Annotated in this window: 23 protein-coding genes; 6 read left to right on the top strand and 17 right to left on the bottom strand. The window is 70.0% G+C overall.

Features of this window, described 5'->3' with window-relative positions; translation table 11 throughout:
- Window positions 1-18: 18 nt before the first annotated feature.
- On the top strand, window positions 19-708 hold the full coding sequence (locus ACGF2V_RS22800) for a copper homeostasis protein CutC (RefSeq protein WP_362629497.1): 690 nt from the start codon (window positions 19-21) through the stop codon (window positions 706-708).
- A gap of 300 nt (window positions 709-1,008) precedes the next feature.
- On the opposite strand, the gene ACGF2V_RS22805 is transcribed toward ACGF2V_RS22800, so the two are convergent.
- A complete protein-coding gene (locus tag ACGF2V_RS22805) occupies window positions 1,009-3,105 on the bottom strand; it encodes a UvrD-helicase domain-containing protein (RefSeq protein ID WP_362629494.1) in 2,097 nt (698 codons plus the stop codon).
- Between the two features lie 485 nt (window positions 3,106-3,590).
- Between ACGF2V_RS22805 and ACGF2V_RS22810 the strand changes: the two genes are divergently transcribed.
- Window positions 3,591-3,776, top strand: coding sequence for a hypothetical protein (locus ACGF2V_RS22810; RefSeq protein ID WP_362629492.1), 186 nt, complete (start codon window positions 3,591-3,593; stop codon window positions 3,774-3,776).
- Between the two features lie 41 nt (window positions 3,777-3,817).
- On the opposite strand, the gene ACGF2V_RS22815 is transcribed toward ACGF2V_RS22810, so the two are convergent.
- Window positions 3,818-5,461 (bottom strand): DNA repair helicase XPB, encoded by a 1,644-nt coding sequence (locus ACGF2V_RS22815; protein ID WP_362710762.1) that lies wholly within the window; start codon window positions 5,459-5,461, stop codon window positions 3,818-3,820.
- A gap of 152 nt (window positions 5,462-5,613) precedes the next feature.
- A complete protein-coding gene (locus ACGF2V_RS22820; protein ID WP_362629486.1) occupies window positions 5,614-5,814 on the bottom strand; it encodes a hypothetical protein in 201 nt (66 codons plus the stop codon).
- A gap of 399 nt (window positions 5,815-6,213) precedes the next feature.
- On the opposite strand from ACGF2V_RS22820, the gene ACGF2V_RS22825 reads away from it, so the two are divergent.
- On the top strand, window positions 6,214-6,759 hold the full coding sequence (locus tag ACGF2V_RS22825) for a hypothetical protein (protein ID WP_362710765.1): 546 nt from the start codon (window positions 6,214-6,216) through the stop codon (window positions 6,757-6,759).
- A gap of 35 nt (window positions 6,760-6,794) precedes the next feature.
- Here the strand turns inward: ACGF2V_RS22825 and ACGF2V_RS22830 are convergent, their stop codons facing one another.
- Window positions 6,795-9,536, bottom strand: coding sequence for a helicase-associated domain-containing protein (locus ACGF2V_RS22830; RefSeq protein WP_362710768.1), 2,742 nt, complete (start codon window positions 9,534-9,536; stop codon window positions 6,795-6,797).
- A 289-nt stretch (window positions 9,537-9,825) separates the two neighbouring features.
- On the opposite strand from ACGF2V_RS22830, the gene ACGF2V_RS22835 reads away from it, so the two are divergent.
- Entirely contained in the window at window positions 9,826-11,103 is a 1,278-nt protein-coding gene (locus tag ACGF2V_RS22835) for a hypothetical protein (RefSeq protein ID WP_362710771.1), read from the top strand.
- A gap of 104 nt (window positions 11,104-11,207) precedes the next feature.
- Here ACGF2V_RS22835 and ACGF2V_RS22840 read toward each other — a convergent pair whose 3' ends face one another.
- The 6 genes from ACGF2V_RS22840 to ACGF2V_RS22865 form a co-directional block, all read right to left on the bottom strand.
- Window positions 11,208-12,308, bottom strand: coding sequence for a sulfite oxidase (locus ACGF2V_RS22840; RefSeq protein ID WP_392912969.1), 1,101 nt, complete (start codon window positions 12,306-12,308; stop codon window positions 11,208-11,210).
- Window positions 12,309-12,816: 508 nt separating this feature from the next.
- Window positions 12,817-13,812, bottom strand: coding sequence for an iron-siderophore ABC transporter substrate-binding protein (locus ACGF2V_RS22845; protein WP_362710774.1), 996 nt, complete (start codon window positions 13,810-13,812; stop codon window positions 12,817-12,819).
- Between the two features lie 130 nt (window positions 13,813-13,942).
- On the bottom strand, window positions 13,943-14,797 hold the full coding sequence (locus ACGF2V_RS22850; protein ID WP_362710776.1) for an ABC transporter ATP-binding protein: 855 nt from the start codon (window positions 14,795-14,797) through the stop codon (window positions 13,943-13,945).
- The gene (locus ACGF2V_RS22855; RefSeq protein WP_362710778.1) at window positions 14,794-15,873 is read right to left on the bottom strand and encodes an iron ABC transporter permease; all 1,080 of its coding nucleotides are present in this window, start codon (window positions 15,871-15,873) and stop codon (window positions 14,794-14,796) included. The genes ACGF2V_RS22850 and ACGF2V_RS22855 overlap by 4 nt, the downstream gene beginning before the upstream one ends.
- Window positions 15,870-16,880: an iron ABC transporter permease gene (locus ACGF2V_RS22860; protein WP_362629462.1), complete on the bottom strand. Its 1,011-nt coding sequence runs from the start codon at window positions 16,878-16,880 to the stop codon at window positions 15,870-15,872. The genes ACGF2V_RS22855 and ACGF2V_RS22860 overlap by 4 nt, the downstream gene beginning before the upstream one ends.
- Window positions 16,881-17,205: 325 nt before the next feature.
- Window positions 17,206-17,667, bottom strand: a complete 462-nt coding sequence (locus ACGF2V_RS22865) for an ATP-binding protein (RefSeq protein WP_362710781.1) — start codon at window positions 17,665-17,667, stop codon at window positions 17,206-17,208.
- A gap of 211 nt (window positions 17,668-17,878) precedes the next feature.
- On the opposite strand from ACGF2V_RS22865, the gene ACGF2V_RS22870 reads away from it, so the two are divergent.
- Window positions 17,879-18,730 (top strand): helix-turn-helix transcriptional regulator, encoded by an 852-nt coding sequence (locus ACGF2V_RS22870; protein ID WP_362710783.1) that lies wholly within the window; start codon window positions 17,879-17,881, stop codon window positions 18,728-18,730.
- Between the two features lie 11 nt (window positions 18,731-18,741).
- Window positions 18,742-18,930: a DUF397 domain-containing protein gene (locus tag ACGF2V_RS22875; RefSeq protein WP_362710786.1), complete on the top strand. Its 189-nt coding sequence runs from the start codon at window positions 18,742-18,744 to the stop codon at window positions 18,928-18,930.
- Between the two features lie 15 nt (window positions 18,931-18,945).
- Here the strand turns inward: ACGF2V_RS22875 and ACGF2V_RS22880 are convergent, their stop codons facing one another.
- The 7 genes from ACGF2V_RS22880 to ACGF2V_RS22910 all read right to left on the bottom strand — a co-directional run bounded on the left by ACGF2V_RS22880 (window position 18,946) and on the right by ACGF2V_RS22910 (window position 26,969).
- A complete protein-coding gene (locus ACGF2V_RS22880) occupies window positions 18,946-20,331 on the bottom strand; it encodes a DUF6177 family protein (protein WP_362710788.1) in 1,386 nt (461 codons plus the stop codon).
- Between the two features lie 122 nt (window positions 20,332-20,453).
- Window positions 20,454-21,266, bottom strand: a complete 813-nt coding sequence (locus ACGF2V_RS22885) for a hypothetical protein (RefSeq protein WP_362710791.1) — start codon at window positions 21,264-21,266, stop codon at window positions 20,454-20,456.
- Entirely contained in the window at window positions 21,187-21,966 is a 780-nt protein-coding gene (locus ACGF2V_RS22890) for a hypothetical protein (protein WP_362710794.1), read from the bottom strand. The genes ACGF2V_RS22885 and ACGF2V_RS22890 overlap by 80 nt, the downstream gene beginning before the upstream one ends.
- 239 nt (window positions 21,967-22,205) lie before the next feature.
- Window positions 22,206-22,850 carry a hypothetical protein gene (locus ACGF2V_RS22895; RefSeq protein ID WP_362710797.1) on the bottom strand — a complete coding sequence of 215 codons (645 nt, stop codon included), beginning with the start codon at window positions 22,848-22,850 and terminating at the stop codon, window positions 22,206-22,208.
- 39 nt (window positions 22,851-22,889) lie between these two features.
- On the bottom strand, window positions 22,890-23,549 hold the full coding sequence (locus tag ACGF2V_RS22900; RefSeq protein WP_362710800.1) for a pentapeptide repeat-containing protein: 660 nt from the start codon (window positions 23,547-23,549) through the stop codon (window positions 22,890-22,892).
- 519 nt (window positions 23,550-24,068) lie between these two features.
- Window positions 24,069-24,710: a hypothetical protein gene (locus ACGF2V_RS22905; protein ID WP_362710803.1), complete on the bottom strand. Its 642-nt coding sequence runs from the start codon at window positions 24,708-24,710 to the stop codon at window positions 24,069-24,071.
- Window positions 24,711-24,719: 9 nt separating this feature from the next.
- On the bottom strand, window positions 24,720-26,969 hold the full coding sequence (locus ACGF2V_RS22910) for a hypothetical protein (RefSeq protein ID WP_392912975.1): 2,250 nt from the start codon (window positions 26,967-26,969) through the stop codon (window positions 24,720-24,722).
- Window positions 26,970-26,973 lie beyond the last annotated feature (4 nt).

Raw genomic sequence — 26,973 nt, forward strand, 5'->3', positions numbered from 1 at the left:
CTGGAGGATGGGGATCCGATGAGCGACCGTGCAGTCCTGGAGGTGATCGCTCTCGACGCGGAAGACGCGGTCGCCGCCCAGGCGGGTGGTGCGGACCGGCTTGAGCTGGTCACCGACATGGCGGCGGACGGCCTGACCCCGTCCCGTGCGACCTACGCGGAGATCCGGGCGGCGGTGGACATCCCGCTGCGGGTGATGATCAGGCCGACGGGCGGCTTCGCCGCCGGTGACCTCGACGTGCTCGTGGCCGGCGCACGTGAACTGCGGGAGGCGGGCGCCGAGGAGTTCGTCCTGGGCTTCCTCGACGCCGAGGGCGGCCCGGACCTGGTGGCCGTCGAGCGGCTCGTCGCCGAACTGGAGGGCTGTCCCTGGACGTTCCACCGGGCGATCGACCGCGCCGCCGACCGGGACGCGCTGCGCAAGCAACTGGCGGACCTGCCCGGTCTGGACACCTACCTCACGGCGGGCTCCCCGAGGGGCGTCGACGACGGCATCCCGACCCTGGTCGCCGAGGCGGCGCGCAACGACGAACCGGGGTACGCGCCGCGGATCCTGGTGGGCGGCGGACTCCGCCTGGACCATCTGCCGGAGCTGCTGGCGGCGGGCATCGACGCGGTGCACATCGGCGGCGCGGCCCGCCCGCAGGGCTGGTCGGGCCCGGTGGACGCGGCGGCGGTACGGGAGTGGCGGACGGTCCTCGACGCGTGACGGGATGGGCAGCACCCGCCGGGCGGGTGCCCCGACGGGCGGGTGCCCCGACGGGGTACGGGCCACGGGCCGCCCCGCCCGTCCCGTCCGGCACCGGCCCGTCCCGTCCGGCACCGGCCCCCATTGCGTATCCGTGCGGCGTCATCCGTGCGGTGTTATCCGTACGTCGTCATCCGTACGTCGTTGTGCCCCCGTCCCCGGCCCCGTCCCGGCCCCGTTCGTATCCGCTCCAGCACCGACCCTCTCCCGTGCGCGCTCCGGGAAGGGAGCCCGTTCCGTACCCGGTCCGGAGCCCGGCCGTTACGCCAGCTCGTCCGGCAGCGCCGCCGCGTGCACGACCGTCAGGCCCGATACCGCTCGGGTCAGCGCCACGTACAGCCGCCGTAGCCCCGTGCGCGTGTCCGGCTCGCCGTCCACCACCGCAGCGGGCTCGTCCAGCACGACGTAGTCGTACTCCAAGCCCTTGGCCAGCGACGCCGGAACGAGGGTCAGCCGACTCTCGGCCGATGTCTCCTCACCGGGCGAGAGATACGCATGGCCCGCGGCCGTCAGCGCCTCGGCCAGCGCCGGAACGCGCGCGTCGGCCGCGATCAGCCCGATCGAGCCCTCCCGGCTCAGGGACTCCTCGCACGCCGCCAGCACCGCCGCGTCCAGCTCCGCCGGACCGGCCACCGCCCGCACCTCCAGCGAACCCGGCGACTCCCGCACCGACTCGACCGCCGCGAGTCCGGGCGAGATCACCGGCAGCAGCCGCGACGCGTACGCGATCACTTCGCGCGGCACACGGAAACCCGCCGTCAGCTCCTCCACCTCCGCGTCCGGCTTGCCCAGATGGCGCAGCGCCTGCGTCCAACTCTCCGTCGACCACGGCGTCGTGCCCTGCGCCAGGTCGCCGAGGACCGTCGCCGACCCCGTCGAACAGCGGCGGCCCACCGCTCGGTACTGCATCGGGGACAGGTCCTGCGCCTCGTCGAGCACCACATGGCCCAGCGAGTGCGTACGTGTCACCAGATCACGCGCCTCGTCGATCAGCACCGCGTCCGCCGCCGACCACTTCGCCGACCGCACGCTGCGGGCGGGCTTCGTCCACAGGACCGCCTTCCGCTCGTCCTCGGTGAGCAGCCCGTCCGCGTGCGCGGCCAGGAATTCCGCGTCCGACAGCAGCCGCAGCACCAGCTTGGCCGGGTCGACGGCCGGCCAGATCGCCTTCACGGCCGCCTTCACCGCCGGATTGCGGGCCACGGCGTTCTGCACCCGGTCGTCGGGCGCCTCGCCCGCCTCCTCCATCCGGACCAGGACGGCGTGCGCGATGCGCTGGGGGAGCGCCTCGTGGGCGGCCCCGTAGCGCATGTCACGGGCCAGCAGTTCGGTGACGATCTCCTCCAGTTCGTACGCGGGCACCCGCCAGCGGCGCGAGCCGCGTACCACCACGACCGGCTCCGTCGGCATCGTCACGTGTGAACGGACGGCCCGCCGCAGCACCTCGGCCATCCTGACGTCGCCCTTGACGACGGCGGCCTCCGCCGCGTCCGTACCGCGCACCTCGATGCCCGACGCGCCTGCCGTGCCCGGTGTGCCCACCGTCACCAGGTCGTCGACCGTCGCCTGCTTCACCTCCAGCTCGCCCAGGGCCGGGAGCACCTGCTCGATGTAGTGGAGGAACGACCGGTTCGGCCCGATGACCAGCGTCCCGGTCCGGGCCAGCCGCTCGCGGTGCGCGTAGAGCAGGTACGCGACCCGGTGCAGGCCGACAGCCGTCTTGCCGGTCCCCGGACCTCCCTGGACGCACACCGTCCCGCCCAGGCCGCTGCGGACGATCTCGTCCTGCTCGGGCTGGATCGTCGCGACGATGTCCCGCATGGGGCCGACACGAGGCCGTTCGATCTCCGCCTGGAGAAGCCTGCTGGTCCGCTCGGGCCCCGCCGGATCGGTGAGGTCCTCGTCCTCGTACGCGGTCAGTTCACCGCCGGTGTACCCGAAGCGGCGGCGTCGGCCCACGTCCTGCGGGTTCTTCCGCGATGCCTGGTAGAACGCCTGCGAGACGGGCGCGCGCCAGTCGACGACCATCGGGTCGCCGTCGGCGTCGTGGACGTGGCGGCGCCCGATGTAGAACCGCTCTCCCTCCGCCCTCTCGGCCCGCTCGGCGCCCACCGCGTGCAGGTAGTCCAGGCGCCCGAAGAAGAGCGGGGTGTGGGCGAGATCGGCGAGGGACTTGATGCGTTCGTCGATCTGGGACTGGAGGACCGCCGCATTGACCCAGTTGGCGGTGACATCGGTGATGTCGAGGGCCTGGACGTCCTCGCGCATGGCGCGCAACGCGGAACGGGACGCGGCGAGATGGGCGCGCTCCCGGACCAGCGGATCGGTGGTGACGCTTTCGTGTTCGTGCGCGGGCACGGTGTTGCCTCCGGCTTTTCAACGCAGGACGGCGGACCGCGCCTTGCCCCCTGCACCCGCACGACACGGCACGACACGGCTCGGGTACGGCTGCACTCGGGGCGATGCGGTCCGCTCGGGGATCGATCACGGGGTATGTACGCGGTGGTGCGCGCGTACGGATGTCGGCCGGTTTCCGTCCGGTCGGCGGCGCTCCCCCGGCTGCCGGCGCGAGCCGGTACCACGGTGTGGGAGGCGGGCAGACCGGCGATTGTATCGGCCGTTTCCGCCGGGGGCGAACGGTTTTCGCGCCCGGGGAGCCCGCTGAACGCGGAGTCGGAGACGCGAAGTCGGTTCCGGGGTGCCGGGCCGCGTCCCGTAGGGGATGGACGCGGACGGGTCCTTCGCGGAGACGACCGCGTACGACCCCAGGGCTACGCGTTCCGTCTCCCGGTTCCGCCCGCGGGCCGATGCCCGCGGGGATCGGGCGCAGGAGCATGGAACACATGAGCACCGTCACCCTGAACCCCCGCAGCACCGGCCCCGCGCACGACGCGACGGCGTCCACCGGTCACCCGCACCGCTTCGGCGACACCCTGCGCGCCGTCAAGGTCTACGCCCGCGCCGCGTTCGGCGTGATCCTCATGGGCGAGTACGCCGAGGAGGCGGGCGTCCGCACCCGCAGGCGCTGAGCGGCGCTCCGAGCCACCCGGTCGCCTTCCCGGAACGAGGATCAGCCGCCGCTCAGCAACTCGTCTGCGTCGACGATCCGGTACGCGTACCCCTGTTCGGCCAGAAAGCGCTGGCGGTGCGCCGCGAAGTCCTGGTCGATCGTGTCGCGGGCCACCACCGAGTAGAACCGGGCCTCGTGCCCGTCCGCCTTCGGACGCAGCACCCGGCCGAGCCGCTGCGCCTCCTCCTGGCGCGAGCCGAACGTCCCCGACACCTGGATGGCGACGGTCGCCTCCGGGAGGTCGATCGAGAAGTTGGCGACCTTCGACACGACGAGGACGCCGATCTCGCCCTCACGGAACGCGTCGAACAGCTTCTCCCGCTGGGCGTTGGTCGTCTCGCCCTTGATCACCGGCGCGTCCAGGTACTCGCCCAACTCGTCGAGCTGGTCGATGTACTGCCCGATGACCAGGGTTTGCTGGCCCTTGTGCTTGCGCACCAGCGCCTCGGTCACCTTGCGCTTCGTCGCGGTCGTCGCGCAGAACCGGTACTTCTCCTCGGTCTCCGCGGTCGCGTACGCCAGTCGTTCCGAGTCCGTCAGATCGACCCGTACCTCGACGCAGTCGGCGGGCGCGATGTAACCCTGCGCCTCGATCTCCTTCCACGGCGCGTCGAACCGCTTGGGCCCGATCAGCGAGAACACGTCCGACTCGCGGCCGTCCTCGCGCACGAGCGTCGCGGTGAGCCCCAGCCGCCGCCGGGCCTGGAGGTCGGCGGTGAACTTGAAGACGGGCGCGGGCAGCAGGTGCACCTCGTCGTAGACCACCAGACCCCAGTCGCGGGAGTCGAACAGCTCCAGGTGCGGGTAGACGCCCTTGCGGCGGGTCGTCAGCACCTGGTACGTGGCGATGGTGACCGGTCGGATCTCCTTGCGCGCACCGCTGTACTCGCCGATCTCGTCCTCGGTCAGCGAGGTCCGCTTCACCAGCTCGTGCTTCCACTGCCGGGCAGAGACGGTGTTCGTCACCAGGATCAGCGTGGTCGCCTTGGCCCGTGCCATCGCACCGGCCCCGACCAGCGTCTTCCCCGCGCCGCAGGGCAGCACCACGACACCGGAGCCGCCATGCCAGAACCCCTCGACGGCCTGTTGCTGGTAAGGCCGCAGCGCCCAGCCGTCCTGGTCCAGCTCGATGGGGTGCGCCTCGCCGTCCACGTAACCGGCCAGGTCCTCGGCGGGCCAGCCCAGCTTCAGCAGCGTCTGCTTGATCTGCCCGCGCTCCGACGGGTGCACGGCCACCGTGTCCGGGGCGATCCGCGCGCCGACCAGCGGCTGGATCTTCTTCGACCGCAGCACCTCCTCCAGCACGGGCCGGTCCGTGGAGGTCAGCACGAGACCGTGCACCGGGTCTTTGGAGAGCGTGAGGCGGCCGTACCTGGCCATCGTCTCGGCGATGTCGACGAGCAGCGCGTGCGGAACGGGGTAGCGCGAGTACTGCACGAGCGCGTCGACGACCTGCTCGGCGTCGTGCCCGGCGGCGCGCGCGTTCCACAGCCCGAGCGGCGTCAGCCGGTAGGTGTGGATGTGCTCGGGCGCCCGCTCCAGCTCGGCGAAAGGCGCGATGGCGCGACGGCAGGCATCGGCCAGGTCGTGGTCGACCTCGAGGAGCAGTGTCTTGTCGCTTTGCACGATGAGGGGTCCGGTCACGCGCGTCGGCCCTTTCTGCTGCGGGGAGCGGCCGGGAACGGCCAAACGTCCAGTCTGCCGCATGCGCGGGCCCGGTGCGTGGGTCGTGCACCACACGTGCCGCACGTGGGCACCGTGCGGCCGGGGCGCAGGTGGCTGGAGCCCGTTGTCCCTCAGAGCCGGGAATCGGCACCGGTCGGCTGATACAAAGAAGCGACGCGCCGACAAGCAGTCGGCCTCGGGGGAGGAGCCACGTGTCCCAGCAACCTGGTGAGCAGCAGCAACATCCTGGTCAGCAGCAACCTGGTGAGCAGCAGCAACAACCTGGTCAGCAGCAATCTGGTGAGCAGCAGCCGCAGCAGCCGTTCGGGCACCTGCCGCCTCCGCCCATCCCTCCGGGCGTCCCTCCGTCGGTCTCACCGCCGGTCCCACCGGCAGCGCCGCCGCAGCCCGCTCACGGCCGGCCGCAGGCGCCGCCGCCCGGCGTGCCCGTGGCCGGGAACCCTTACGCCCAGCCGGGGTACGCCCAGCCGGGATACGCCGAACCGGGACACGCCCAGCCGGGATACGGCCGGTCCGGCGGGCCGCAGCCTTCGCCGTATGGCGGTTACCCGCCGCCGCACGGCCCCCTTCCCGGCGGCCCCGGACAGGTGCCGGGCCCCGGACAGGTGCCGCGCCCTGGACAGATACCCGGACAGGCACCGGGGCCCATACCGCCGGGGCAGACGCCCGGCACGGGCAAGCGGCGTACCGGACTCATTGGGGCGGCCGCCGTGGTGGCTGTCGCCGTGGTGGCCGGCGGGGTGTGGTTCGCGGTCGGCCGGGGCGACGACGCGCCGACCGTGGCCAAGGAGAGCCAGGAGAGCCAGGAGAGCCAGGAGGGCCCGAGCGCCTCGCCGTCCGGCCCGAGCCCGGGCAACGAGCAGCTTCCGACCGTACGGCCGCCGTCCGAGGGGTCGCAGACCCCCGACCGGAACCCGTACGTCCCCGAGCCCACCGGGACCGGCCTCCAAGCCGTGTGGAAGGGCCCCGACTCCGTCATGCTGGCGCTCGGTGACGCGTACGTCGACGAGCCCGCCCGGGTCAACGCGATCCTCAGCGACGGCGACGGGTTCGAATGCAAGGGGCGCTGGCAGAAGGACGAGAGCGGCGACTTCCTGGAGGTCGCGCTGTTGTGCCGGCAGGACGGGGCCCGGGTCGAGGACAAGGACCGGGTCGGCAATCTCAGCCAGAACGGCGACACCTTGACCGTCAAGTGGAACAAGGGCGCCACCGGCTCGGAGACCTTCACGCGCTTTCGGGACATGGACCCCGCCTGACCGGCCGGCCCGAAGCACTCACGGCGTCGCGGTCCTCACGGCGTCGCGTCGTCGGCCAGTTCCGCCACGCCCGTGATGCGGTGCAGCGGGTACGTGCGGACGCCGTCCGCCGTGTGGTCGTAGGCCGTGACGTATCCGCCCTCGACCTTCACCGGGGCGATGACGTGCTGGCTGGCCGCGCCGTCGGCGTTGACGTAGCCGATCCATAGCGCCGAGCCGGTCAGCGCGGCGGCCTGGACGGTGGCGAGGGTCTCGGCGGCGGATGTGCGGGGCAGGGCTCCGGGCGGGGCGTCGGCGTCGGCGTCCTGGTCCGGTTTCTTGCGGGGCGCCATCGAGGCGGCGTCCCCGGCGCGGACCGCCCGGATCGCGGCGCCGAGCAGGGTGGTGTCGGGGACCGGGGGTCCCTCGGGCACGGGGGCGGGGGGCGTGCGTGGCGGGGTGCGGTGGGCGCCCGCGCGGGTGATCAGGACGTCGCCCTCGGCCGATTCGGCGGCCGGCGCGTATCCCATGTCGCGCAGCCCTTCGAGCAGGGACGCGGGGTCGACCGGCGCGGCCAGGACCGTCGGGGCGAGGCGGCGCAGGCGCAGGGCGGACGCGCGCTTGTCGGCGAGGATCTCGTTCAGCACGCTCTCGTCGTCGCAACGCACGTACGAGGAGGCGGCGCCGATCCGCAGATGGCCGTGGCGGCGGGCCACGTCGTCGATGAGGTAGCTGAGCGGCTGCGGCACCGGCGTGCGGCTGTGCGCGGCGAGGAACGCGTGCAGGTCGGCCGCCGACCGCCCGGCGTCCAGGGCGCGGCGTACGGACCCGGGGGTGAACCGGTAGACGGTGGCGCCGCCCTTCGACTCGATCTCCGCCAGCACGGAGAGCATGTCGGCCAGCGGGCGTTCCAGCGGGCCGGGCGCGACGGCCGTCAGGTCGGCCTGGAGCAGGACGTGGTCCAGGGGCTCGGGGAGCAGCGGCGCGAGCAGCGCGGCGGCCTCGGCGGGTCCGGAGCCGAGCAGGGCCCGGCTGTGCGCGGCGAGCGCGCCGCGGCCGGTGATGCCGAGGAGTTCGGACTCGTTCAGCGTCCACAGCGCGATCCGGGACCGCAGGTCCCCCGTGTCTCCGTCCGATCCCGATCCCGATCCCGATCCCGATCCCGATCCCGATCCGGAACCGGAAGGGGCGGGGGAAGGGGCGGGGGAAGGGGCGGCCGACGAGGACGCGGAGCCCCCGCGCAGCGGGCGTTCCCATCGGAGCCGGGCGAGGACGGTCCCCGGGTCCGGGGCGGTGCCCGGTTCCAGGGCGGCGAGGAGGGCGAGTACCCGTTGGCGTACCTCGGGCGCGGCCGAGCGATCGAGGCCGGGGCCGAGCGCGGACAGGGGCCGGCCCTTGGCGTCCTGGCCTCCGACCAGGCCCGGGGTCCGGGTGGCGGCGAGCCAGGCGGTGGCGAGGCGAGCCCATCGTTCCTGTGCGGGGAGCTCGGCCCAGTCGTCGTACGCGGGCGTAGGAGCGTACCGCTCATCGGCCTCCCCGTCGGAGGCCACCAGCCCGGCCGCGTAGGCGAGTTCGATCCAGAACGCGGCGACCGGTTCGGGGAGGTCGAGGGTGGCGGCGGTGCGTTTCAGGTCGCGCACGCCGATCCCTCCGGCCCGCAGCGTCGCGGGGCCGCCGCCGTCCCAGCCCTTCAGCAGTTCCTCGACGGTCGACACCGCCAGGAACGCCTGGCCGGCCGCGGCACTGTCCACAGCCTGGGGATCGCGGTGCGCGACGGCCTCGACGACGGGCGGCCGCGGCTCCGGTACGCGGTGGGCGCGCCCGGCCCGCAGATGCAGGGCGGCCTCGCGCGGCAGCACCACGGTGCGGGCCGACACGGGCAGCAGCAGTCCGCGGTCGCGCAGCCACCGCACGGGAGGGGCGGGATCCGGGGTGACCTCCCCGTACGGCGGCCCCCACACCAGCCGGTCCAGGATGGACAGGGCCTCGGCCGGGGCGGTGTCCAGCAGTCCGGCCATGGCGGCCCGGTCGGTGAAGAGCCCGGTCAGGGCCGCCACGGCGGAGACCGGGTCATGGGTGGCGGTCAGCCCGGCGGCGGACAGGATCTCCTGGAGGCGGCCCGGCGACATACCGGCGGTGGCCTCCGCGACGGTCGGGCCAAGGCCGGTCGGGGAGGGGTGCCGCGGGGACGGGGCGAGCAGCTCGCGCGCGGTGCGGACCAGTCGCAGCCGGTCGTCCCCGCCCCACACGAGGGCCTGCTCGCGCAGGGTGCCCAGGGCAGCGGGCAGGGCGGCCGCGATCGCGTCGGTGAGCGCCTCGGCGGCGGTGGTGGCCGTGGCATCGTGCGACGGTGCGTTGCCGTCGTGCGGCCGTCTGTCACCGCACCGTCCGTCACCGCGCCGTCCGTCGCCGCGCCGTCCGTCACCGTCGTGAGGCGGCCCGTCACCGTGCCGTCCGGCATCGCCGCGCGGCCGGCCGCCGCCGTGCCGCTCGCCGTCGTGCCGCGGTGTGTCATCCGTGTCCCGGACGTCGCCGGTGAGCAGGCCGAGCAGCGTTTCGTACGGCGCGGGGTCGGGGGCCACGGCGAGCGCCTCGGCGGTCTGGAGGGCGAACCGGTCGAGGTGCTCCAGCGCCCGTACGACAGAGGCGCGGGTACCGGCCCTCGTCGCGAGCTGGGTGATGTCGTTGGGCACGGGGGTGAGGAGATCGGGGCGGGCGCGCAGCAGCGCCGCCAGCGACTCGTCGTCCCGGGCACGGAGGGCTTCGGCGAGCGTCCGCGGTGGTGTGGTCGTCCCCATCCGTCCCACCGTAGTCGTAGTCCGCGGCGGGCAGCCCCCATCCGGTGCTCCGCGGCGGTCGTCATCGATTGTCGTCCGTGTCCGTGTCCGTGTTCTGCGTTGTGCGTTGTTCTGCGTTCTGGCGGGGTTTTGCCGGCCGCATTCCGAGGGGTCCTCGTCCGGTGTTTCCCCACAGTCGTCGTCACAGTCGTCGTCCGTGTCGCCGTGCCGCGTTCCGTGGTGGTCGCTCCGGACGGGCCCGGGCGCTACCGTCGGCGGTGCGGGGCGGCGGCAGGAGGGGAACCAGCGCGTGGGGATCGAGAGCGACCAGCTTGTCTACGACTATCTGAGCCGGGTCGGTGACCTGGCCCAGCAGCAACAACTGCCCTCGGGCACGCGGATGAGGCTCGTGTCGACGCTCCGGGGCGAGATCGACAGGCAGCGCCGGGAGCAGTCGGCCGACACACCGGCGGCCGTCCGCCGCATCATCGGCAGGCTCGGCACGCCGGACGAACTGGTCGCCCAGGCCGCCGCATCGGGTGACGGACCGGTGAAGCCGCCGCCCGAGCGGCCTGCCCGCGGCGTCCCCAGTCCGCGTGAGACACGCAGGGGGCTGCTGAGGAAGGACGCTTTCGGCTGGGGCGCGTCACGGGCGGCCGGGGGCACGAGGGCGGGTACGGACGCGGGGGCGGGTGCACACGGGCCCGCCGGGGGGCCGGAGAGCCCGCACGACCCGCAGGGTCCGGGCGACCGGCAAAGACCGGACGGCCGGGAGGGCCGGGAGGGCCGGGAGCGCGACGGCGGTCCGGAGGAACCGGAAGTCCCGGAAGTCCCGGAAGTCCTGGAGGGCCCGGCGGGCCCGCCGGGCCACGATGCCCCGCCGCCGATGGCCGGACGGGTTCCCTCGCCGCCGCACATGGCCGGCACGGACGAACTGGGACCGTCCGGCGGCGAAGCCGACTGGTGGCTGATCGAGCCGGGACCGTTCGGCGCCGGGGTCGACGTGCCGGGGTTCACCGGCGGCATCGAGATCCCGGCCATGGTGCGGCAGCCGTCGGCCGGGGACATCGTTCCGCCTCCCCGCACGGCGCCGGGCGGGGAGGCGGACGAGGACGCCGATGGGGCGGCCGGGGACGAACCGCACGCCGAGGGGGCCGGCTCCGACGAGTCGGCGCGGCGGCGCCGACCGATCCGCGGGCTGCTGCGCCGCGCCCCGCGCGAGGCGGAGGAGGGCGGAGCGCGGCGGGGCGGGTTCTCCCACCCCTTGCTGCTGGTCGCCGCCGCGCTGCTGGTCGCGGGCGCGGTGCTGGGCTCCTGGCTGGCCCTGGCGGGCGGCTGGTTGCTCGCGTACAGCTCGCGCACGCTGTCCCGCGCCGAGGCGAAATGGGCGGCGATGGGGCTGCCGGGCGTGGTGGTGGCGGGCGGGATCGTCTGGCTCTGGGGCCGCATGGAGGGCCGCTGGGGCGAGCCGATCGCGCAGGACGGCCTGTCGGACGCGATGAGCGGGATGTGGCCGGTGCTGGTCCGGACGGCCGCGGTCGCCTCGGCGGCGTTCCTGGTGTGGCGGGCGCGGCGACGGGCCGGGTGAGGGCGGAAGATCCACCCCAGCGCCCGGTCGGCATCCGTTCGGCATCCGGCTGACGTCCGGCTGACGTCCGGTCGGCGTCCGGTCGGCGTCCGGTCAGCACCCCGTCAGGGATGGCACGTGACGCGCAGGTGAGCCGCGGCGTTGTTGGCGTATCCCCTGGGGTTCCAGACGGTCGCCGGGGATTCGGCCTGCACGGCCGCGGTGGAGTCCCAGGCGCGTGCGACGAGTACGGCCTCGCCGGGAGGCAGGGTGAGCGTGGTGCGCCAGTGCTGCCACGTCCAGAGGTGCTCCGGCGGGTCGAGATCCGCGCGGGTCCAGGTGCGGCCGCGGTCGGTGGAGACGTCCACGCGTGCCACGGTTCGGTCGTCCCCGGCGAAGGCGAACCCGCTGACCTCGGTCGGCCCGGAGGCCAGGTGGGCGTTCCTGCCCGGCCGCAGGATGGCGCAGTGGATGCCGACCGGACCGAGGGTGATACCGACGCCGGGTCCAGCCGCCGTGGGGTCGGCTTCGGGCGGCAAGATGCTGTATTCGGTCTGGTAGTAGTTGTCGGTGGGTTCGGACTGTGCGCTGATGCGCTGGAGCCATTTGACGCTGCGGGCGCCGATCCAGCCCGGAACGATCACGCGCAGCGGGGCGCCGTGCGCGGCGGGCAGCGCCTGATCGTTCATGGCCCAGGCGAGGAGCACCTCGCTGGAGGATGCCTTGGCCAACGGCAGCGAGCCGCCGAAGGGCTGGGGCGGGGTGGCCCGCTGCGAAACGTCGGCGCCGATGAAGGCGATGTGGGCGGCTTCCGGCCGCACCCCTGCCTCGGCGAGCACATCCGCCAGGCTCGCCCCGCTCCATTTCGCGGTGGAGATGGCTCCGGGTCCCCACGGGACCTGACCGGGGATGTCGCGGATCTCGACGAGATCGGCGCGGCGGTTGCCCGCACACTGCAGTGTCGCCACCACCGTCCGCTCGGGGAGGCGGCGCAGATCGTCCATCGACAACTCCAGCGGACGATCGACCAGACCATCCACTCGCAGTCGCCAGCTCGCAGAGTCGATGCGCGGGATCGGCGCGTGGTTGCGAGCGTAGAAGGTGTCCACGGGGGTGATCCGGGATTCGAGGGCGCCAGGCGGCGCTTCGGCGTTGTAGGGCTCGTCTTGATGGACGAGCATCTCTGCAGACTTGTCCCATGTGCCCATCTGGTCACTATCCGTCATGTACGGCGAGTGATCCAGCCCGCCCGCCAAGGTTCAGGCCAGGCGGGTGACGTAGGGAAGCGTGGGAGCCCGCAGGTGTCGAACAACCGGGATCGATCCGTCAATGTCTTCTGGGTGACGACGTATCCCAGGGGGCGTCGCACGTTGCCGAAGGGGCTTCTGATCGTCCGCCTTGCGGGGAGGCGGAGCTTGGATGCCGGCCCTGCCGTGCGGGGGGACGGCGAGGGCCGGCTGGGCCCCGCGCGAGCGGAACGAAGACGCTCGTGCGCGGCCGGTCTCACAACCCGCCTCGGCTGCTTCGGAGGCTCGGCAACGCGTTCTCGACGCTCAGTCGCTCCCTCCGCGCCGCCGCGCCGTGCCGATTTCGCCACACGACGAAAGCCCCGTCGCGCCCCCGGTCAGGAGTGCGGCGGGGCTTGGGTCATGCTGCCCGGCGGTACGTCGTGGGCCGGGGCGGGCCGGGGCGTCGGAGAGACCGGCGCGATACGTGAAGCGCCCCGCCGCACCGTCACTTCGTCAGGTCCGTCCGCAGCTCGTCGAGGATCTGGTCCGCGGCCGTGTAGCCGATACCCGCGATCCACAGGCGGTCGTCGACCTCGAAGACCTTTCCGTCCTTCGACGCCTTCAGCCCCTTCCACAGACCGCTGTTCATCGTCTTCGTCGTGCCCGCCTTCTCCGGGCTGCCATACGTCGACGTGAAGATGACGTCCGCGTCCGCGAGGTCGATCTTCTCGGGGGACACGTCGTACGAGAAGCCGTCCTTGGCCTTGTCGGTGATCGCGGGGCGGCCGAGGCCGAGGTCGGCGAGGATCGAGCCGATGTAGTTCTGCTTGCCGTAGATGCGGATGTCGGAGCCCTCGACGAACCGGACGAAGTTGACCTCGGTGGCCGCCGCCTTCTCCTTGCCGCCGAGCGCCTCGGTCACTTCCGCGACATGGGTGTCGTACGCGGCGACGACCTTCTTCGCCTCGGCCTGCTTGCCGAGCGCGTCCGCGTGCAGCTGGAAGTTCTCCTTCCAGGCGGTTCCGGTGGACTCCGTCATCACGGTGGGGGCGATCGCCTTGAGCTGTTCGTAACGGTCGCCGTCGCGGACCTTGCTGGTCAGGATCAGGTCCGGCTTCAGCGAGGCGACGGTCTCCAGGTCGGGGTTGGCGATCTCGCCGACCGCCTTGATGCCCTTCGTCTCCTCGGCGGGCAGGTAGGCGGGGAAGCCTTCCTCCGTCGCGGAGTGCGTCGCGCCGACCGGCCGTACACCGAGGCTGAGCGCGGAGTCCAGCTCACCGGTGTCCAGCACCACGACGCGCTGAGGGTTCACGGGTACCTCGACATCGCCCATGGCCGTCTTGACGGTGTGGGTCCTGGCAGGGGCGGCGTCGGTACCGGCACCGATACCGGCATCGGAGGAGCTGTCGGAGCCCGAGGAGCCGCAGGCGGAGAGCGCGAGCGCGCCGGCGAGGGCGAGCGCGCCCAGGGAGAGACCGCGGCGCCGGGTGAGGGTGGTCATGGACGGCCTTTCAGCGAGGGCGGGGCTTTTCGCCGGTTCGGGCATGGGGGTGCGGGCGCGACGCGGCAGCGGGCCGCGCGTACGGACACGGCGCGTACGGCACGGGCCCGCAGGGGCGTGGTCCGCGCGTTCACGGCGTGGCAGCCGACTGCCAGGGCGCCCCCGGCACCACGAGCGGCGAACCGGTCACCGGACACGGGACGATCACCGCGTCCAGCCCGAAGACCTCGCGCACGAGGTCCGCGGTGACGACGTCCTTCGGGTGGCCCTCGGCGACGATCCGCCCCGCCTTCATCGCGACCAGGTGGTCCGCGTACCGGGCGGCCTGGTTCAGGTCGTGGAGCACGGTGACGACGGTCCGGCCCCGGGTGCCGTCCGCCGCGGACGCGGTGAGGCGCCGCACCAGGTCCAGGACCTCGACCTGGTGCGCGATGTCGAGGTACGTGGTGGGCTCGTCGAGCAGCAGCAGATCGGTCTCCTGGGCCAGCGCCATCGCGATCCAGACCCGCTGGCGCTGACCGCCCGACAGCTCGTCCACCGACCGGTCGCCCAGCGCGGTGACGTCCGTACGCTCCATGGCGTCCGTCACCGCCCGCTCGTCCTCCTCCGACCACTGCTGCCACCAGTGCTGGTGGGGCTGTCGGCCACGGGCGACGAGATCGGAGACGGTGATCGCCTCGGGGGCCACCGGGGTCTGCGGCAGCAGCCCGATCGACTGGGCGATCCGCCGGGTGGGGATCTTCGACAGCTCGGTGCCGTCGAGGAGCACCGACCCGCCGCTCGGCCGCAGCAGTCGGCCGAGCGCGCGCAGGGTGGTCGACTTGCCGCAGGCGTTCGGGCCGACGATGACGGTGACCCGGCCGTCGGGAACGGAGAGATCCAGCTCCTGCACGACGGTGCGGTCCTCGTACGCGAGAGTCAGCTCCCGCGCGGTGAGCCGGCTGGTCGCGGTCGCCGTGGTGTCGGACGTACGGGTCGAACTCATGCGGTCCCTCCACTACGGCCACGGCCGCCGCCGTGACCGCGGATGATCAGCCAGATCAGATACGGGGCGCCGACCGCCGCCGTCAGAACGCCCACCGGCAGCTCGGTGGGCGAGAAGAGCCTGCGCGCCAGCAGATCCGCGAGCACCACGATCACCGCGCCCAGCAGCGCCGAGCAGAACAGCGGGATCTGCGCGGTACGGGTCATCCGGCGGGCGATCTGCGGGGCGAGCAGCGCCACGAAGTCGACCGGCCCGGCGGTCCCGGTCGCCACGGATGCCAGGGTCACGCCGAGGGCGACGAGCCCCAGCCGTACCCGGCCGAGCCGTACCCCGAGAGCGGTCGCGGTGTCGTCGTCCAGTGAGACGGTGCGCTGCGCCCGCGCCGCCCACAGCACGGCGGGCAGCAGGATCAGCAGCGCCCAGCCGATCGGCGCGGCCTCGGACCAGCCGCGGCCGTTGAGCGAGCCGGACATCCAGATCTGCGCCTGCTGGGCGACCAGATAGTCGCCCTTCGTCATGAACAGCGTGGTGACCGACCGCAGCGCGATCGCGAAACCGATGCCGATGAGGACGAAGCGGGTGGCGTGCAGACCGCCGCGCCAGGCGAAGACGTACACGAGGGCGGCCGCGGCCAGCCCGCCGATGACGGACAGATACGGCAGCACGGTGTACGAGGTGATGCCGAAGGTCATCGCGCCGACCGTGAGCGCGCTCGCCCCCTGGCTGATGCCGATGATGTCGGGGCTGGCCAGCGGATTGCGGGCGACGGTCTGGATCAGCGCACCGGCTGTCCCGAACGCCGCACCGACCAGCAGCCCCACGACCATGCGCGGCAGCCGCAGCGTGCCGACGACCAGTTCGTCGGGGGACGGCTGCCCCAGGACGACCTTCACGACCTCGGCGGGCGCGACGAAGCTCTCACCGGCGCAGAGGTACGCGACACATACGGCGGCCAGCAGGACGACGAGGACGGCGGCGACGACCGCCGCGCGCCGGTGCAGCAGGAATCGGCCCCGGGCCCCGATCCGTACGACGGAGTACCCGGCGGGCCGCACCCGGACAGCGGTGTCGCTCATGCGGGCACCGCCTTCCGGCGTACCAGCGTGACCAGGAACGGAACGCCGATCAGCGCCGTCATCACCCCTGCCGGGACCTCGCTCGGCGGGAAGACGATGCGCCCGATGACATCGGAGACGAGCAGCATGACGGGTCCGACCAGCGCCGCCATCGGCAGCACCCAGCGGTGGTCGCTGCCGACGATCGCGCGGGCGATGTGCGGGACGGCGAGCCCGATGAACGCGATCGGCCCGGCCGCCGCGACGCCGGCACCGGTCAGCACCGTGGCCCCGATGCCGCCGACGATCCGTACCGTCGCGACCTTCTGCCCGAGGCCCTTCGCCACGTCCTCGCCGAGCGCCAGCGCATCGAGCCCGCGGGCGACGGACAGCACGAGTACGGTCCCGACCAGCATGAACGGCCAGATCTGCTGGGCCACCTCGGCCTCGCGTCCGGCGATCGAGCCGGCCTGCCAGAAGCGGAACTCGTCCAGCGCGGACGCCTTGGTCGTCAGCACCGCCGTCGTCACCGACACGAGCAGCGCGTTGATCGCGGCGCCGCCCAGGGCGAGTTTCACGGGGGTGGCGCCCCCGCGTCCGCTCGAAGCGATGGCGTACACGGCGACGGAGGCGATCGCGGCCCCCGCGAACCCGAACCACACGTACCCCGTGAGGGAGTGGATTCCGCCGTACGCGATGGCCAGCACCACGCCGACCGAAGCGCCTTGGCTGATGCCGAGGATGCCGGGGTCGGCGATGGGGTTGCGCGTGATGCCCTGGAGCACCGTTCCCGCGAGGGCCAGTGCCGCGCCGACCATCAACCCGATCAGCGTGCGTGGCACTCGCATGTTCCGGACGACTTCGGCGGCGTTGGAGTCCCCGCCGTGCAGCAGGGCGTCGATCACCTCGGACGGGGGTATGGAACGGGCTCCCACGGCGAGGCTGAGAAGAACCGCCACCAGCAGCGCCGCGACGGCCGCCGCCGTCGCGAGTGCGCGTCTGGAGCGGCGTGGTGCGGCGGCTGACATCGGACCCCATCGGACGGCGGGCAGAGCGGTGAAGCAAAGTTAGGCTTGGCTAAGTCTAAGCATCGCCATTTCCCGGCCCGACGGCCGGACCGGCGAACCCGACGGCCGTACCGGAGAACATGAGCGCTGTGCTGGAGAACCTGAGCACCGTGCCGGCGGGGGGAGGGACCGGCGGGGGCGGATGTCGTCCTGTCGTCCTTGACGGAGTTCCCGTCCTGGCTGGACGGATACGCGACGGCGGTCCGGGACGCGTAGGCCCTCCGGCGGGTGCGGGACGAGGGCGCGGTACGGGTCACTGAGCGCCGCACGACGAAGCGTCGTCCGTTCACCGAGCGCCGTACGGCGGAGCGTCGTCCGTCTTCGCCGTGCACTCCACCCAGAGCAGTTTCCCGCCCTGCCCCGGCAGTCCGGTCGTCATGGGGTACGCGCCCCAGCTTTCCGCGTAGAGGGTGACGAGATACAGCCCCCGCCCGCGCTCGGCGAGTTCCGCCGGGGCCTCGGCGCTCCATCGGAAGGGTGCGGGGATGTCCGGGTTGGTGTCCCAGACGCTCAGCCGGACACGGCTGCGCCCGGCGTCGCGCAGGCGCAGGGAGTACTCGCCCGAGGAATGCACGTACGCGTTGGTGACCAGTTCGCTCGCCAACAGCTCCGCGACCTCCGTGAGTTCACGCATGCCGTGCACGCGCAGGATGGTACGGAGGGTGGAGCGGGCCACGCCGGGGGCGCGGGGATCGCGCGGGAGTTGGAGGGCGTACGCCCAGGGCGGGGATACCGTGGCACTGACCATGGAAGTCTCCGATCACGGAGGGAAGTTGAGGTATGCGCTTGGGTTGCCCGGTGACGAGGCCGCTCCGTCGAGCGGGGTACTTCCGGGCGGGTGGCCTGAGTCCAAGCTAGCGGCACGAGGCATAAAATATTTGCGAGATCTGCAATCGATTGAGATATGTACTCCTGTGAGTGATGTTGCCAACGCGTTTCTGATTAAGGAGGGTTGACATATGGCGCTCAGAAGCGCCCCGAGTGCGCGACGCCTGCGCCTTGGGGTCGAGTTGCGTCGATTGCGGGAACGCGCTGGGCTCACGGCCACTGAGGGCGCCCGTCTGCTCGGCATCAGCCAGGCGCAGCTCAGCAACATCGAGGCGAGCCGTTTCGGTGTGAGCGCGGAGCGGCTGCGCGCAATGGCTCGCAACTATCGCTGTTCGGACAGCGCCTATATCGCAGGCTTGATCGCTCTCGCCGGGGAACGTTCATCGGGCTGGTGGGAGACGTTCCGCGAGGTCCTGCCCTCCCCGTTGCTGGACATCGCGGAGCTGGAGCACCATGCGACTGGGCTGCGGTCCGCCAACACGTGCCATGTCCCGGGTCTCCTCCAGACCACGGACCATGCCCGCGAGATCTTCCGGCAGGTGGTTCCGGAGTTCTCCCGCTCAGACATCGAGCACCGCGTGAGTCACCGACTTCAGCGCCAGGCCCTCCTTGACCGACCAAGCCCGCCGACGTACCGGGCAGTCATTCATGAAGCCGCCCTCCGCGTGCCCGTTGGCGGCCCCGCCATCGCCAGGAACCAGCTTCGACATTTGCTTGAGCAGAGCGAGCGGGAACACATCACGGTTCAGGTGATCCCGTTCGCCATCGGCGCCTATCCAGGATCAGGGCAGACCATCCTGTACGTACACGCCACGGCGCCTCGCCTCGACACGGTCTCACTGGACCAGTCGCACGGCCCTGTTCTCGTGGATGCCGAAGCGGAACTGGAGGCTTACCGTCTCTTGTTGGCACGCATGGAGGCCGTGGCGCTGACGCCGGATAAGTCCCGCGACTTCATTTACAGCCTGATCGACGACCAGTGAAGGGACTGGACATGCACCAGAACTCATGGCAGAGGTCCTCGTACTGCGGACAGGGCGAATCCTGCCTGTACGTCGCCGCGAACAACAGCACGGTCAGTCTCACCGAGAGCAGCGACCCCACCGGAGCGATACTCCGCACCACACCCGCTGCCTGGGCCGCCTTCGTGCAAAACCTCAAGGAGAATCGCACCCAGAGCTGACGTCCCCACCGACGCCTACTGCCGGACGCGGCTGATTTGGTTGTCGATCTGCCGCAGACGCTGCCAGGCGTCGGGGTCGGTGCCGTCGCCGAGCGTGTAGTGCAGGGCGGGCCGATTGGCAGGGCCGAGCCGGACGGGCGCGAAGGCTGTGTGGTCCCCGTCGAGGTCGGCGACGGCGTCGGGGCCGAGGGTGAAGGTGAGAGGTACCGGGGGCGGTTCGTGGTGGGCCGGGGTGGTCAGATCCGCGCGGGCCGTGCGTAGTTGGCTGATCATCGTGGCGAGGTTGTGCCTGGTTGCCAGGGACTCGGCCAGCTCGGTCAGGGCACCCATCGGAGTGCTGTGCTCCGCACCGTGGCCGAGGGCCAGGGTGATGTGCTCTTCGACGCCGGCGCGGGTTCGGGCAGTGCGTGTGGTGGCGAGCGCGGGGCGGTCGGGGTCGCCGACGGCGACGGTCCAGGTGGGCAGGGACTGTTGGGCGCGGGTGCGGGCCAGGTCGGTCAACTGTCGTGTGGACCAAGGGACGTTGACGGGTTCGGCGGTGGCCCATCCGGCGGGCGGGGTGCCGGTGAGCGTGCGCCAGGCCTGTTCCAGGGCGCCGCCCAGGACGAGCCGTTCGTCGGCCGGATGGATCGTACGGATGGAGAGCAGCAACTGCCGTTCCCCCTCTGCGCCGGGGCGGGGCCGGAAAGCATCCGCGATCCGGGGGTTGTCGCCGGGGACGGGGGTGAAGTGCCCGTCGTGCCAGTGCAGTACGGCTCCGGAGAGTCCGTCGTAGTAGCCGCACTCGAGGTTCCGCACGACCCAGCGGGAGGGCAGCCCGTCCAGCAGCGTGCGGGCGGGGAACGTGAGCCGGGTGCCCGGCGGGGTGACGAGGTGCAGTTCACGCCCGGTGCGAGCCGTGTTGCTCACCACGTCGGTCAGCCAGGTCGTGGCAGCGATCACGGGACGGCCCTGGATGACGACAGCGGCCCTGTCGGTGAGTATGTCCACTCCCATGGGAGCCGCCTCTGTCACGGCGTCGGCGAGGTCGGCCACGACATCGGTATGAGCGGCCTCGCGCGGCCAGACGGTGCCCCCGAGCACGGCCGCCAGGCGCCCGGCAACGGATCCGGCCAGCCGTCCGGCCTCCTCCACCGCCGTGGTCGCCCGCGCCTCGGTCCACCAGACGGGTGACTCCGCATCCACGCCCGTGCCGAGCAACCGGCCTACTTCGCCCGGGACTTGGAGATACCGGGGCGCCTCGACCGACACCAGTGCCTGCCCGGCAGCCGTGCACAACTGAACGACGGACCCACCACCCGCCCGGTTCACCCGCAGATCCGGGCCACCGGCGTGCAGCCCGGCCAGCAGCGTCTTGGTGTCCGGCATCTGAGGGGTGAGAGCGATCACGTCCTGTGTCATGTGCTGCGTCACTCACTTCGGATTCGGTTCTTTTCCCACGGCAGGATAAGAGGCTTGCGGTGCCACCACCAATCGCGTTCGCTGAGATTAGTGAGAGGTCCCGAGACTCCTGCCTCAGCAGCTCAGGTGTCGTCTGACGCGGTGTACTTCTTGAACGCCTCGTCGAGTTGCCCGACAAACGTGCGCAGGAGATCGGCTACGGGTCCAGGGAGTTGTTCCGGCAGTTGCCCGATCCGGTCTCGCGCCAGTAGAGCTTCGCAGTACAACTCGAACGGATAGTTGCCGGTGGGGTGCCAGCCAGATTCCATATGCCGCACCATTCTCTCCCATTCTGCAAGATAAGCCCGAGAGTGGTACAGATGGGATCCGGGTTCATCGGTAAGTGCAGGACCGGTGGGGCTTTCCTGTGCCTTTCGGAGGAGCTCCGTGGCGTGGATGAATTCCGAGGTGATTGGCGTGGGGACATGCTGTTCCCGGACGATCTCCGGAAGCTGCATTACACGAACACCGGGAAGCTGAGGGACGGCAGCCTCAACGGCGTCGATGGAGTACTCGGGTCGCTCGTCGTCCGACGCCAAGAGGCGAGCACGGGTCACCAATCCGGTCGGAGTCACCAGCCAATATGCGCTGGGAAGCTGCTCTTCGGCGGGATACAGGACCACGGTCTGCGCTGCAGCAGCGAAGCGTGAAGCGAAATCCGGCTCGGCCGGCTGCTGGGAGACAGCTTCTTGGACGAAGATGTTCATAGTCAGCGAGACGTCACCAAGGACATGCGAGTAGTCGCACAGGGCAAGAGCATCCCAGTTGCGGTTTTCCTGATCGCCGTCGAAGTCGGCGACATCGACGGCGTTCGGCTCAACACGCAGGCACGACGCCAGGGCATCGGAGATTTGGGGCGGCTGCAAGCGATCGGTGGTGAAGAGGTTGTATGTCATCCGAAGGTCCCGTTGTAGATCTCAGGCCGTCCCATGCCTGGTCGCGCTCCTGCTCTCCGTGGAAGCCGGCCAAGGTGGCCAGGTCGTCGATGCCGCCCCAGATGCTGTCCTTGGCGATGCCGTCCCACGCCCAGCTCTTGGCCCCGTGCCCCCACCACTCCAGACTCCACCGCTCGTAGGTGCGCTCCTCGGGGCTTCCCCAGGGCAGGTCCTTCATTCCCTTGAGCGTGTCGGCGGTCTGGCCGTACATGCCGGGGCCGTGCGTGCCGTCGTCCTCCACCCACCGAGGGCGGCACATGGCCGGGCTGATCGCGTTGATCTTGTTGGCGGCGTTGCGTTCGGCTTCCTGGAAGCCCTCACGTGCGGCTGCCACACCGTCCATCAGCGCCTGGTGCGCGTCGGACTTGCCCTGGTCCTCGGTCCAGTCGTCATCGCCCCGGACGCTGTCGACGAAGGTGAACGCGTCCAGCTTCAACTGCTTGAGCCGCTCCGCGTGCGGCCTGGCCTCGAAGACGAACGTATCCAGGGCATCGGCCAGCGCCTCGATGTCCCCGGCGAACTCCTCCGCCGTATCCATGACCGGCCGGGTGGAGGAGAACAGCTTGTCGGCCTCCGGGGCCTGGTAAAAGGCGGCCATCGCCTGGAAACGGGAGTGGACGTCCTTGCCCCCGTTCCGGATGCCGATCGCGTGCGTCCGCAAACCGGACGCCGCCTTCTCCAACTGACCGAAGTCACCCGTGTACTGCGGTGTCCCACCCGGTTCACCCGCAGATCGGGGCCACCGGCGTGGAGCCCGACCGGCAGTGTCTTGGTGTCCGGTATCTGCGGGGTGAGGGCTATGACGTCCTGAGTCAGGTGCTGCTCCTGAAGCGGCGGCTCGGTAGGCCCACAGACGCTTCCATCGTCCGCGGTGCGGGGCGGAAGCCACCTTCTCGGTCGTCAGAGTCTGCCGGTCAGGTCGGGCCCCAATCCGTCCTCGTACGCGTCCGGCGTTGCAAGTCCTTCAGGTGTGGCTGTTCCGAAGTACGTCGGTTCGCCGGGCTCGGGAGGCATGCCGAGCAGAGCACCGATTTCCTCCAGAGCGGCCGCGAGCCGTGGAGCGTTGTTCCGGTAGACCTCGGGGTGCGGGCGTCCCGCGAAGTCGTACCAGCACCAAATGTCATGGTGCACTGACAGTTCGGCCGATAGGCCGGTGGGAGCGGTAGAGAGGGACAGGTCGACCAACTCGGGCTCGGTCCGAGGCTGCCCTTCCGCGTCGATCCACGTACCCGTGCCGATCACACCGATGCTGGCGATAGCGGCGGCGGGGTGCGAAGAGGGGCGGCTGCCCCGTACCCGCTCTGGGAGGCTCGGATCCCCCAGTGGCTTGGTGAGTTCAAGGGTGCTTGTGATGCCGGTTGTCCCAACGTCCAGCACGTACCAGCTGTACTTGAGCTCGACGGGGGTCAGGAGTTCAAGCCGAGCCAGTACGTCACACATCCGTGCCGCGACCGAGAGAGCTGACTCCAGCCCTGGTGCGGCGAATTCGTCGAGGTCCCAGTACCAGGAACCGCATTCTCGTGGTGCCCGCATCAACGTCGTCATGGTATTCCTTACGGGAATGTGGATGTGCTTGGTGGGGTATTACGGGAATGCGGATGTGCTTGGTGGGACAGGGATTACCCTTGCATTCCATTTTCTACGACGAATCCATTCTTCGAGATCCGAACCGCTCAGTTCTGTGACGCCCTCTGTGGTAACGATGTCGACCGGACCGAAAATTGTTCCGGAAAATCCGACGAGAACGGTGTTCTCGTCGAGCTTCGCCTTGAATGAGTTCTCGTCCACCCCTGCGTTCGTAAGATCTGCGCCGCGGAGGTCGACGTCCAGCAGGGAAGCACCCATCAACCGAGCGCCACGGAAGCTCGCCCCCGAGGCGTCTACGTCGTAAAGTGAAGCCTTAACGAAATTGGCACCGTCGAGAGTGGCACCCCGAAGCGTGGCATCATCCAGGTTCGCCCGTACCAGCGAGACATTGGTCAGGTCTGCTCCAGAAAGGTCGGCGCCTTCGAGATCCGCGCGATAGAACTCCCTCCCGTCAGGTTCGTACCGACCCAGCCTGGCCTCGGTGAACCATGATTCGGAGAAGTCGCCGCCTGTCAGGTCCGCGCCGCTGAAGTCGAGGCCCACGGCATCGAGCCCGCTGTCGTCCGGACTCTGCAGCCACGCTCGCAGGCGATCGGCGGCGGCTTGGTCGTCAGGGTATTGGCGTGGTGCCCAGCCCTTACGGGTGCCAGGTGACATCGCCTTCCCAACCGTTCTTCTCGACGACGGACTTGATAGCAGTCGATCACTGCCTGATTTGCATTACTGACATCGAGAATAACGGTGCAGTGCTTTTCGACGATCTATTCAGAGAGCTTCTTGATCCACTTGCCGTTGTTGGTGGGGTCGTATGCATCCTCGAAAGGGAGCGACTTGTCGTGAGAATTATTGAATGGCGCCCAGTCGGAGTGCACGCCATTTATTTCAGGGTGCCAATCATTCATGCTGCTTATTTAGTGCCGATTTAAGCCCGCATGTTGCGGCCTCATCAAGTCCCCAAGGTCAGGAACCGCAGTGGCGCGATGTATGCAGCAAGGTCGACGTTGCAATTCCTCACGGGGGGAATAGAACCGTTGGATGGGGCTGTGATTGCGCGTCTTCAAAGCGCGGCAATATGTTCCAGCGGACCTTCGCGTATTACTTCCACTACGCCGAAAAGTCTCGGGGTGAGGGCTATGACGTCCTGGGTCATGCGGTCATGCGTTACGTCGGAGGCGGTCAAAGCCCGTCCGTCAGGTCAGGGCCTCGCCCGTCGATCACGTCAGGCATTTCGATTCCGTACCCTTTAGCGCGTCCGAAATATGTCGGATCGCCCGGTTCTGCGGCAGTCCCGAGAAGGGTGTCGAGGTCTCGGAGGGCGGCTGCCAAACGCGGCGCATTTCGCTTCTGAATGTCCGGATGGGGGATTCCCTTGAAGTTGAAGTATCCCCAAATGTCATGGAATACTGCAACTTCGGCTGATAGTTGTAGTTCATCCGGGCTAACTGTCAGCACGAGGAGATCAGGCTCATGGCGCTCTGTACCCTCGGCGTCGAGCCACATACCCCTGCCGAATACCGAAATAGTGCCGACTTTGGCATCCGGGAATCCAGAGGGGCGGCTTTGTTGAATACGTTGCGCGAGTTCCGTTTCGTTGAGTCGTCCCCTTACTGGCAGTCTTGTGGTCACGCCAATGCCGCCGATGCCGTAGACAAACCACATCCATTCAAGAACGCGGGGCTCCAGCAGGCTGTGGGCTCGCAGCAGTTCTGACATTCGTGCTGCGGTCATCAGTGCCGAATCAAGCCCGGGAGGTGCGAAATTATCAAGCTCCCATTCCCAGGAGGCGCATTCCTCTGGTGCGCGCATCAAGGTGGACATGAAAATTCCTTACGGGTAGACAGAGCCGTTGGCGGGGATCGTGATAGAACCGTCTTGAAAGCGAAGCTCGAAGGTAGCGCCAGTCTTTTTGGCGCAGTGCTCCACAGTTTTGATGGTCGACTCTGTGAGAGCGAACTTGGTGTCGTGGATGTCCAGTATGGCGACCTTGGGTCCTGCGATCTCGCCGAGCAGCTGCTTTTTCGCGATCTTTTGGGCCGCCGAACCGATGCCGTGTTCAAAGTCCACGTCTTTCAGTTGGCATCCGTACCTGATCTCGTCACCCGACTTGACCAAGACATCGAGGTCTAGGTTTTCTGCTTTGTTCTTGTATTCGAAAGCCAGGTCCTTCACGCCGCGCGACTGAAGATCCGAGGCGAACTCCATGGCCTGGTGCACAGCGGGGAGCATGCCCTTCTGCTTGCACTGGCTGAGTAGTTCTCTGTATCCAGGAAGTCCGTCGAAGGTTCCTCGGCCGATGAATTCGGCGATGCCTGCCCCGTAATCTCCCTTGCGTAGTTGTACAAGCGCTCGCTGCTGATCCTGCGGTGGCATCTTCGCACGGTCGAGCGCGGCTGTGACCCCGGCTTCCTGTTCGGAGCGCATCGGGCCGGTCGGACCGGTGGATGCACGATCGCCATCACTGAACCGGTCCGGCCCATCCGAGGGTTGGTGACTGCCGCTCGTGCTGTCCCCTGAGCCGCCCCCGCCATTTGAGCCGCCCCTGCCATTCGGACTTCCGTGATCGATGCCTTCCGGAGTGTCGTGGCCGCTTCCGCCGGGGCCGTGGCCTGCGCCACTGGCACCTTCGTTGTGGTTTCCATTGACCGGTCCCCCATGTCCACCACTGCTCGACCCGTTTCGGTGGTCTGCACCGGTCGAAGGGCCATGGTTGGGGGAGGGGCCCGTACCGAGGTCGCCTGCATGGGCGGTCGCTTCGGGCGCATGCCGTCCCGCTGCGACTAGTTCGCGGTCGCCGGCCTGGACGGCGGGTATGCGTTCGGTTGCGGAGGGTTCGTGCGGTGCCGGGTTGGTGTTGGGTGTGCCGTCGCGGTTGAGGGGGATGAGGTTGCCGTGCTTGTCGACGCGGTAGCGGTCGCTGAGGTCGAGGGCGCCGTCGGGGAACTTGGTCGTGGGTAGGTGGAGGTGGTTGCTGACGTTGGCCAGGACCTGGGAGACCTTGGGCAGGTCGGAGAGGGCTTTGGTGGCCTTGAAGGCGCCGCCGAGGGGGTCGAGGGCGTCGCCGACCCTGGCCATGGTGCCGGCCGCCTTCGCGAGCGTGCCGCCCTTGCCGAGCTTCGAGGCGGCGGCCAGCGGGCCGGCGCCCAGGGTGAGCACGTTGAAGGACGTCACGGCATGGGCTCGGGCGGGGTCCTCCTGCCACATGTCGTACGCGATGAACTGCTTGCCGAACTCCTTCGCGTACGCCTTGCTCTCACGCTGCCAGTCGGACAGGTGCTCGTCCTGCCCCAGCAGGTCCATGCCGTAGGCGTAGCCGCCGACGACGGTGCGCCTCAGGCCGTCCCATGCCTGGTCGCGCTCCTGCTCTCCGTGGAAGCCGGCCAGGGTGGCCAGGCCGTCGAGGCCGCCCACGATGCTGTCCTTGACGATGCCGTCCCACGCCCAGCTCTTGGCCCCGTGCCCCCACCACTCCAGACTCCACCGCTCATAGGTGCGCTCCTCGGGGCTGCCCCACGGCAGGTCCTTCATTCCCTTGAGCGTGTCGGCGCTCTGGCCGTACATGCCGGGGCCGTGCGTGCCGTCGTCCTCCACCCACCGAGGGCGGCACATGGCCGGGCTGATCGCGTTGATCTTGTTGGCGGCGTTGCGTTCGGCTTCCTGGAAGCCCTCGCGCGCCGCTGCCACACCGTCCATCAGTGCCTGATGCTTGTCGGTCTTGCCCTGGTCCTCGGTCCAGTCGTCATCGCCCCGGACGCTGTCGACGAAGGTGAACGCGTCCAGCTTCAACTGCTTGAGCCGCTCCGCGTGCGGCTTGGCCTCGAAGACGAACGTGTCCAGGGCATCGGCCAGCGCCTCGATGTTCCCGGCGAACTCCTCCGCCGTATCCATGACCGGCCGGGTGGAGGAGAAGAGCTTGTCGGCCTCGGGGGCCTGGTAATAGGCGGCCATCGCCTGGAAACGGGAGTGGACGTCCTTGCCCCCGTTCCGGATGCCGATCGCGTGCGTCCGCAAACTGGACGCGGCCTTCTCCAACTGGCCGAAGTCACCCGTGTACTGAGGTATTCCCCCCGGTTCGATCACGCCG

Source organism: Streptomyces sp. NPDC047982 (assembly GCF_043204165.1).
Classification (GTDB): Bacteria; Actinomycetota; Actinomycetes; order Streptomycetales; family Streptomycetaceae; genus Streptomyces.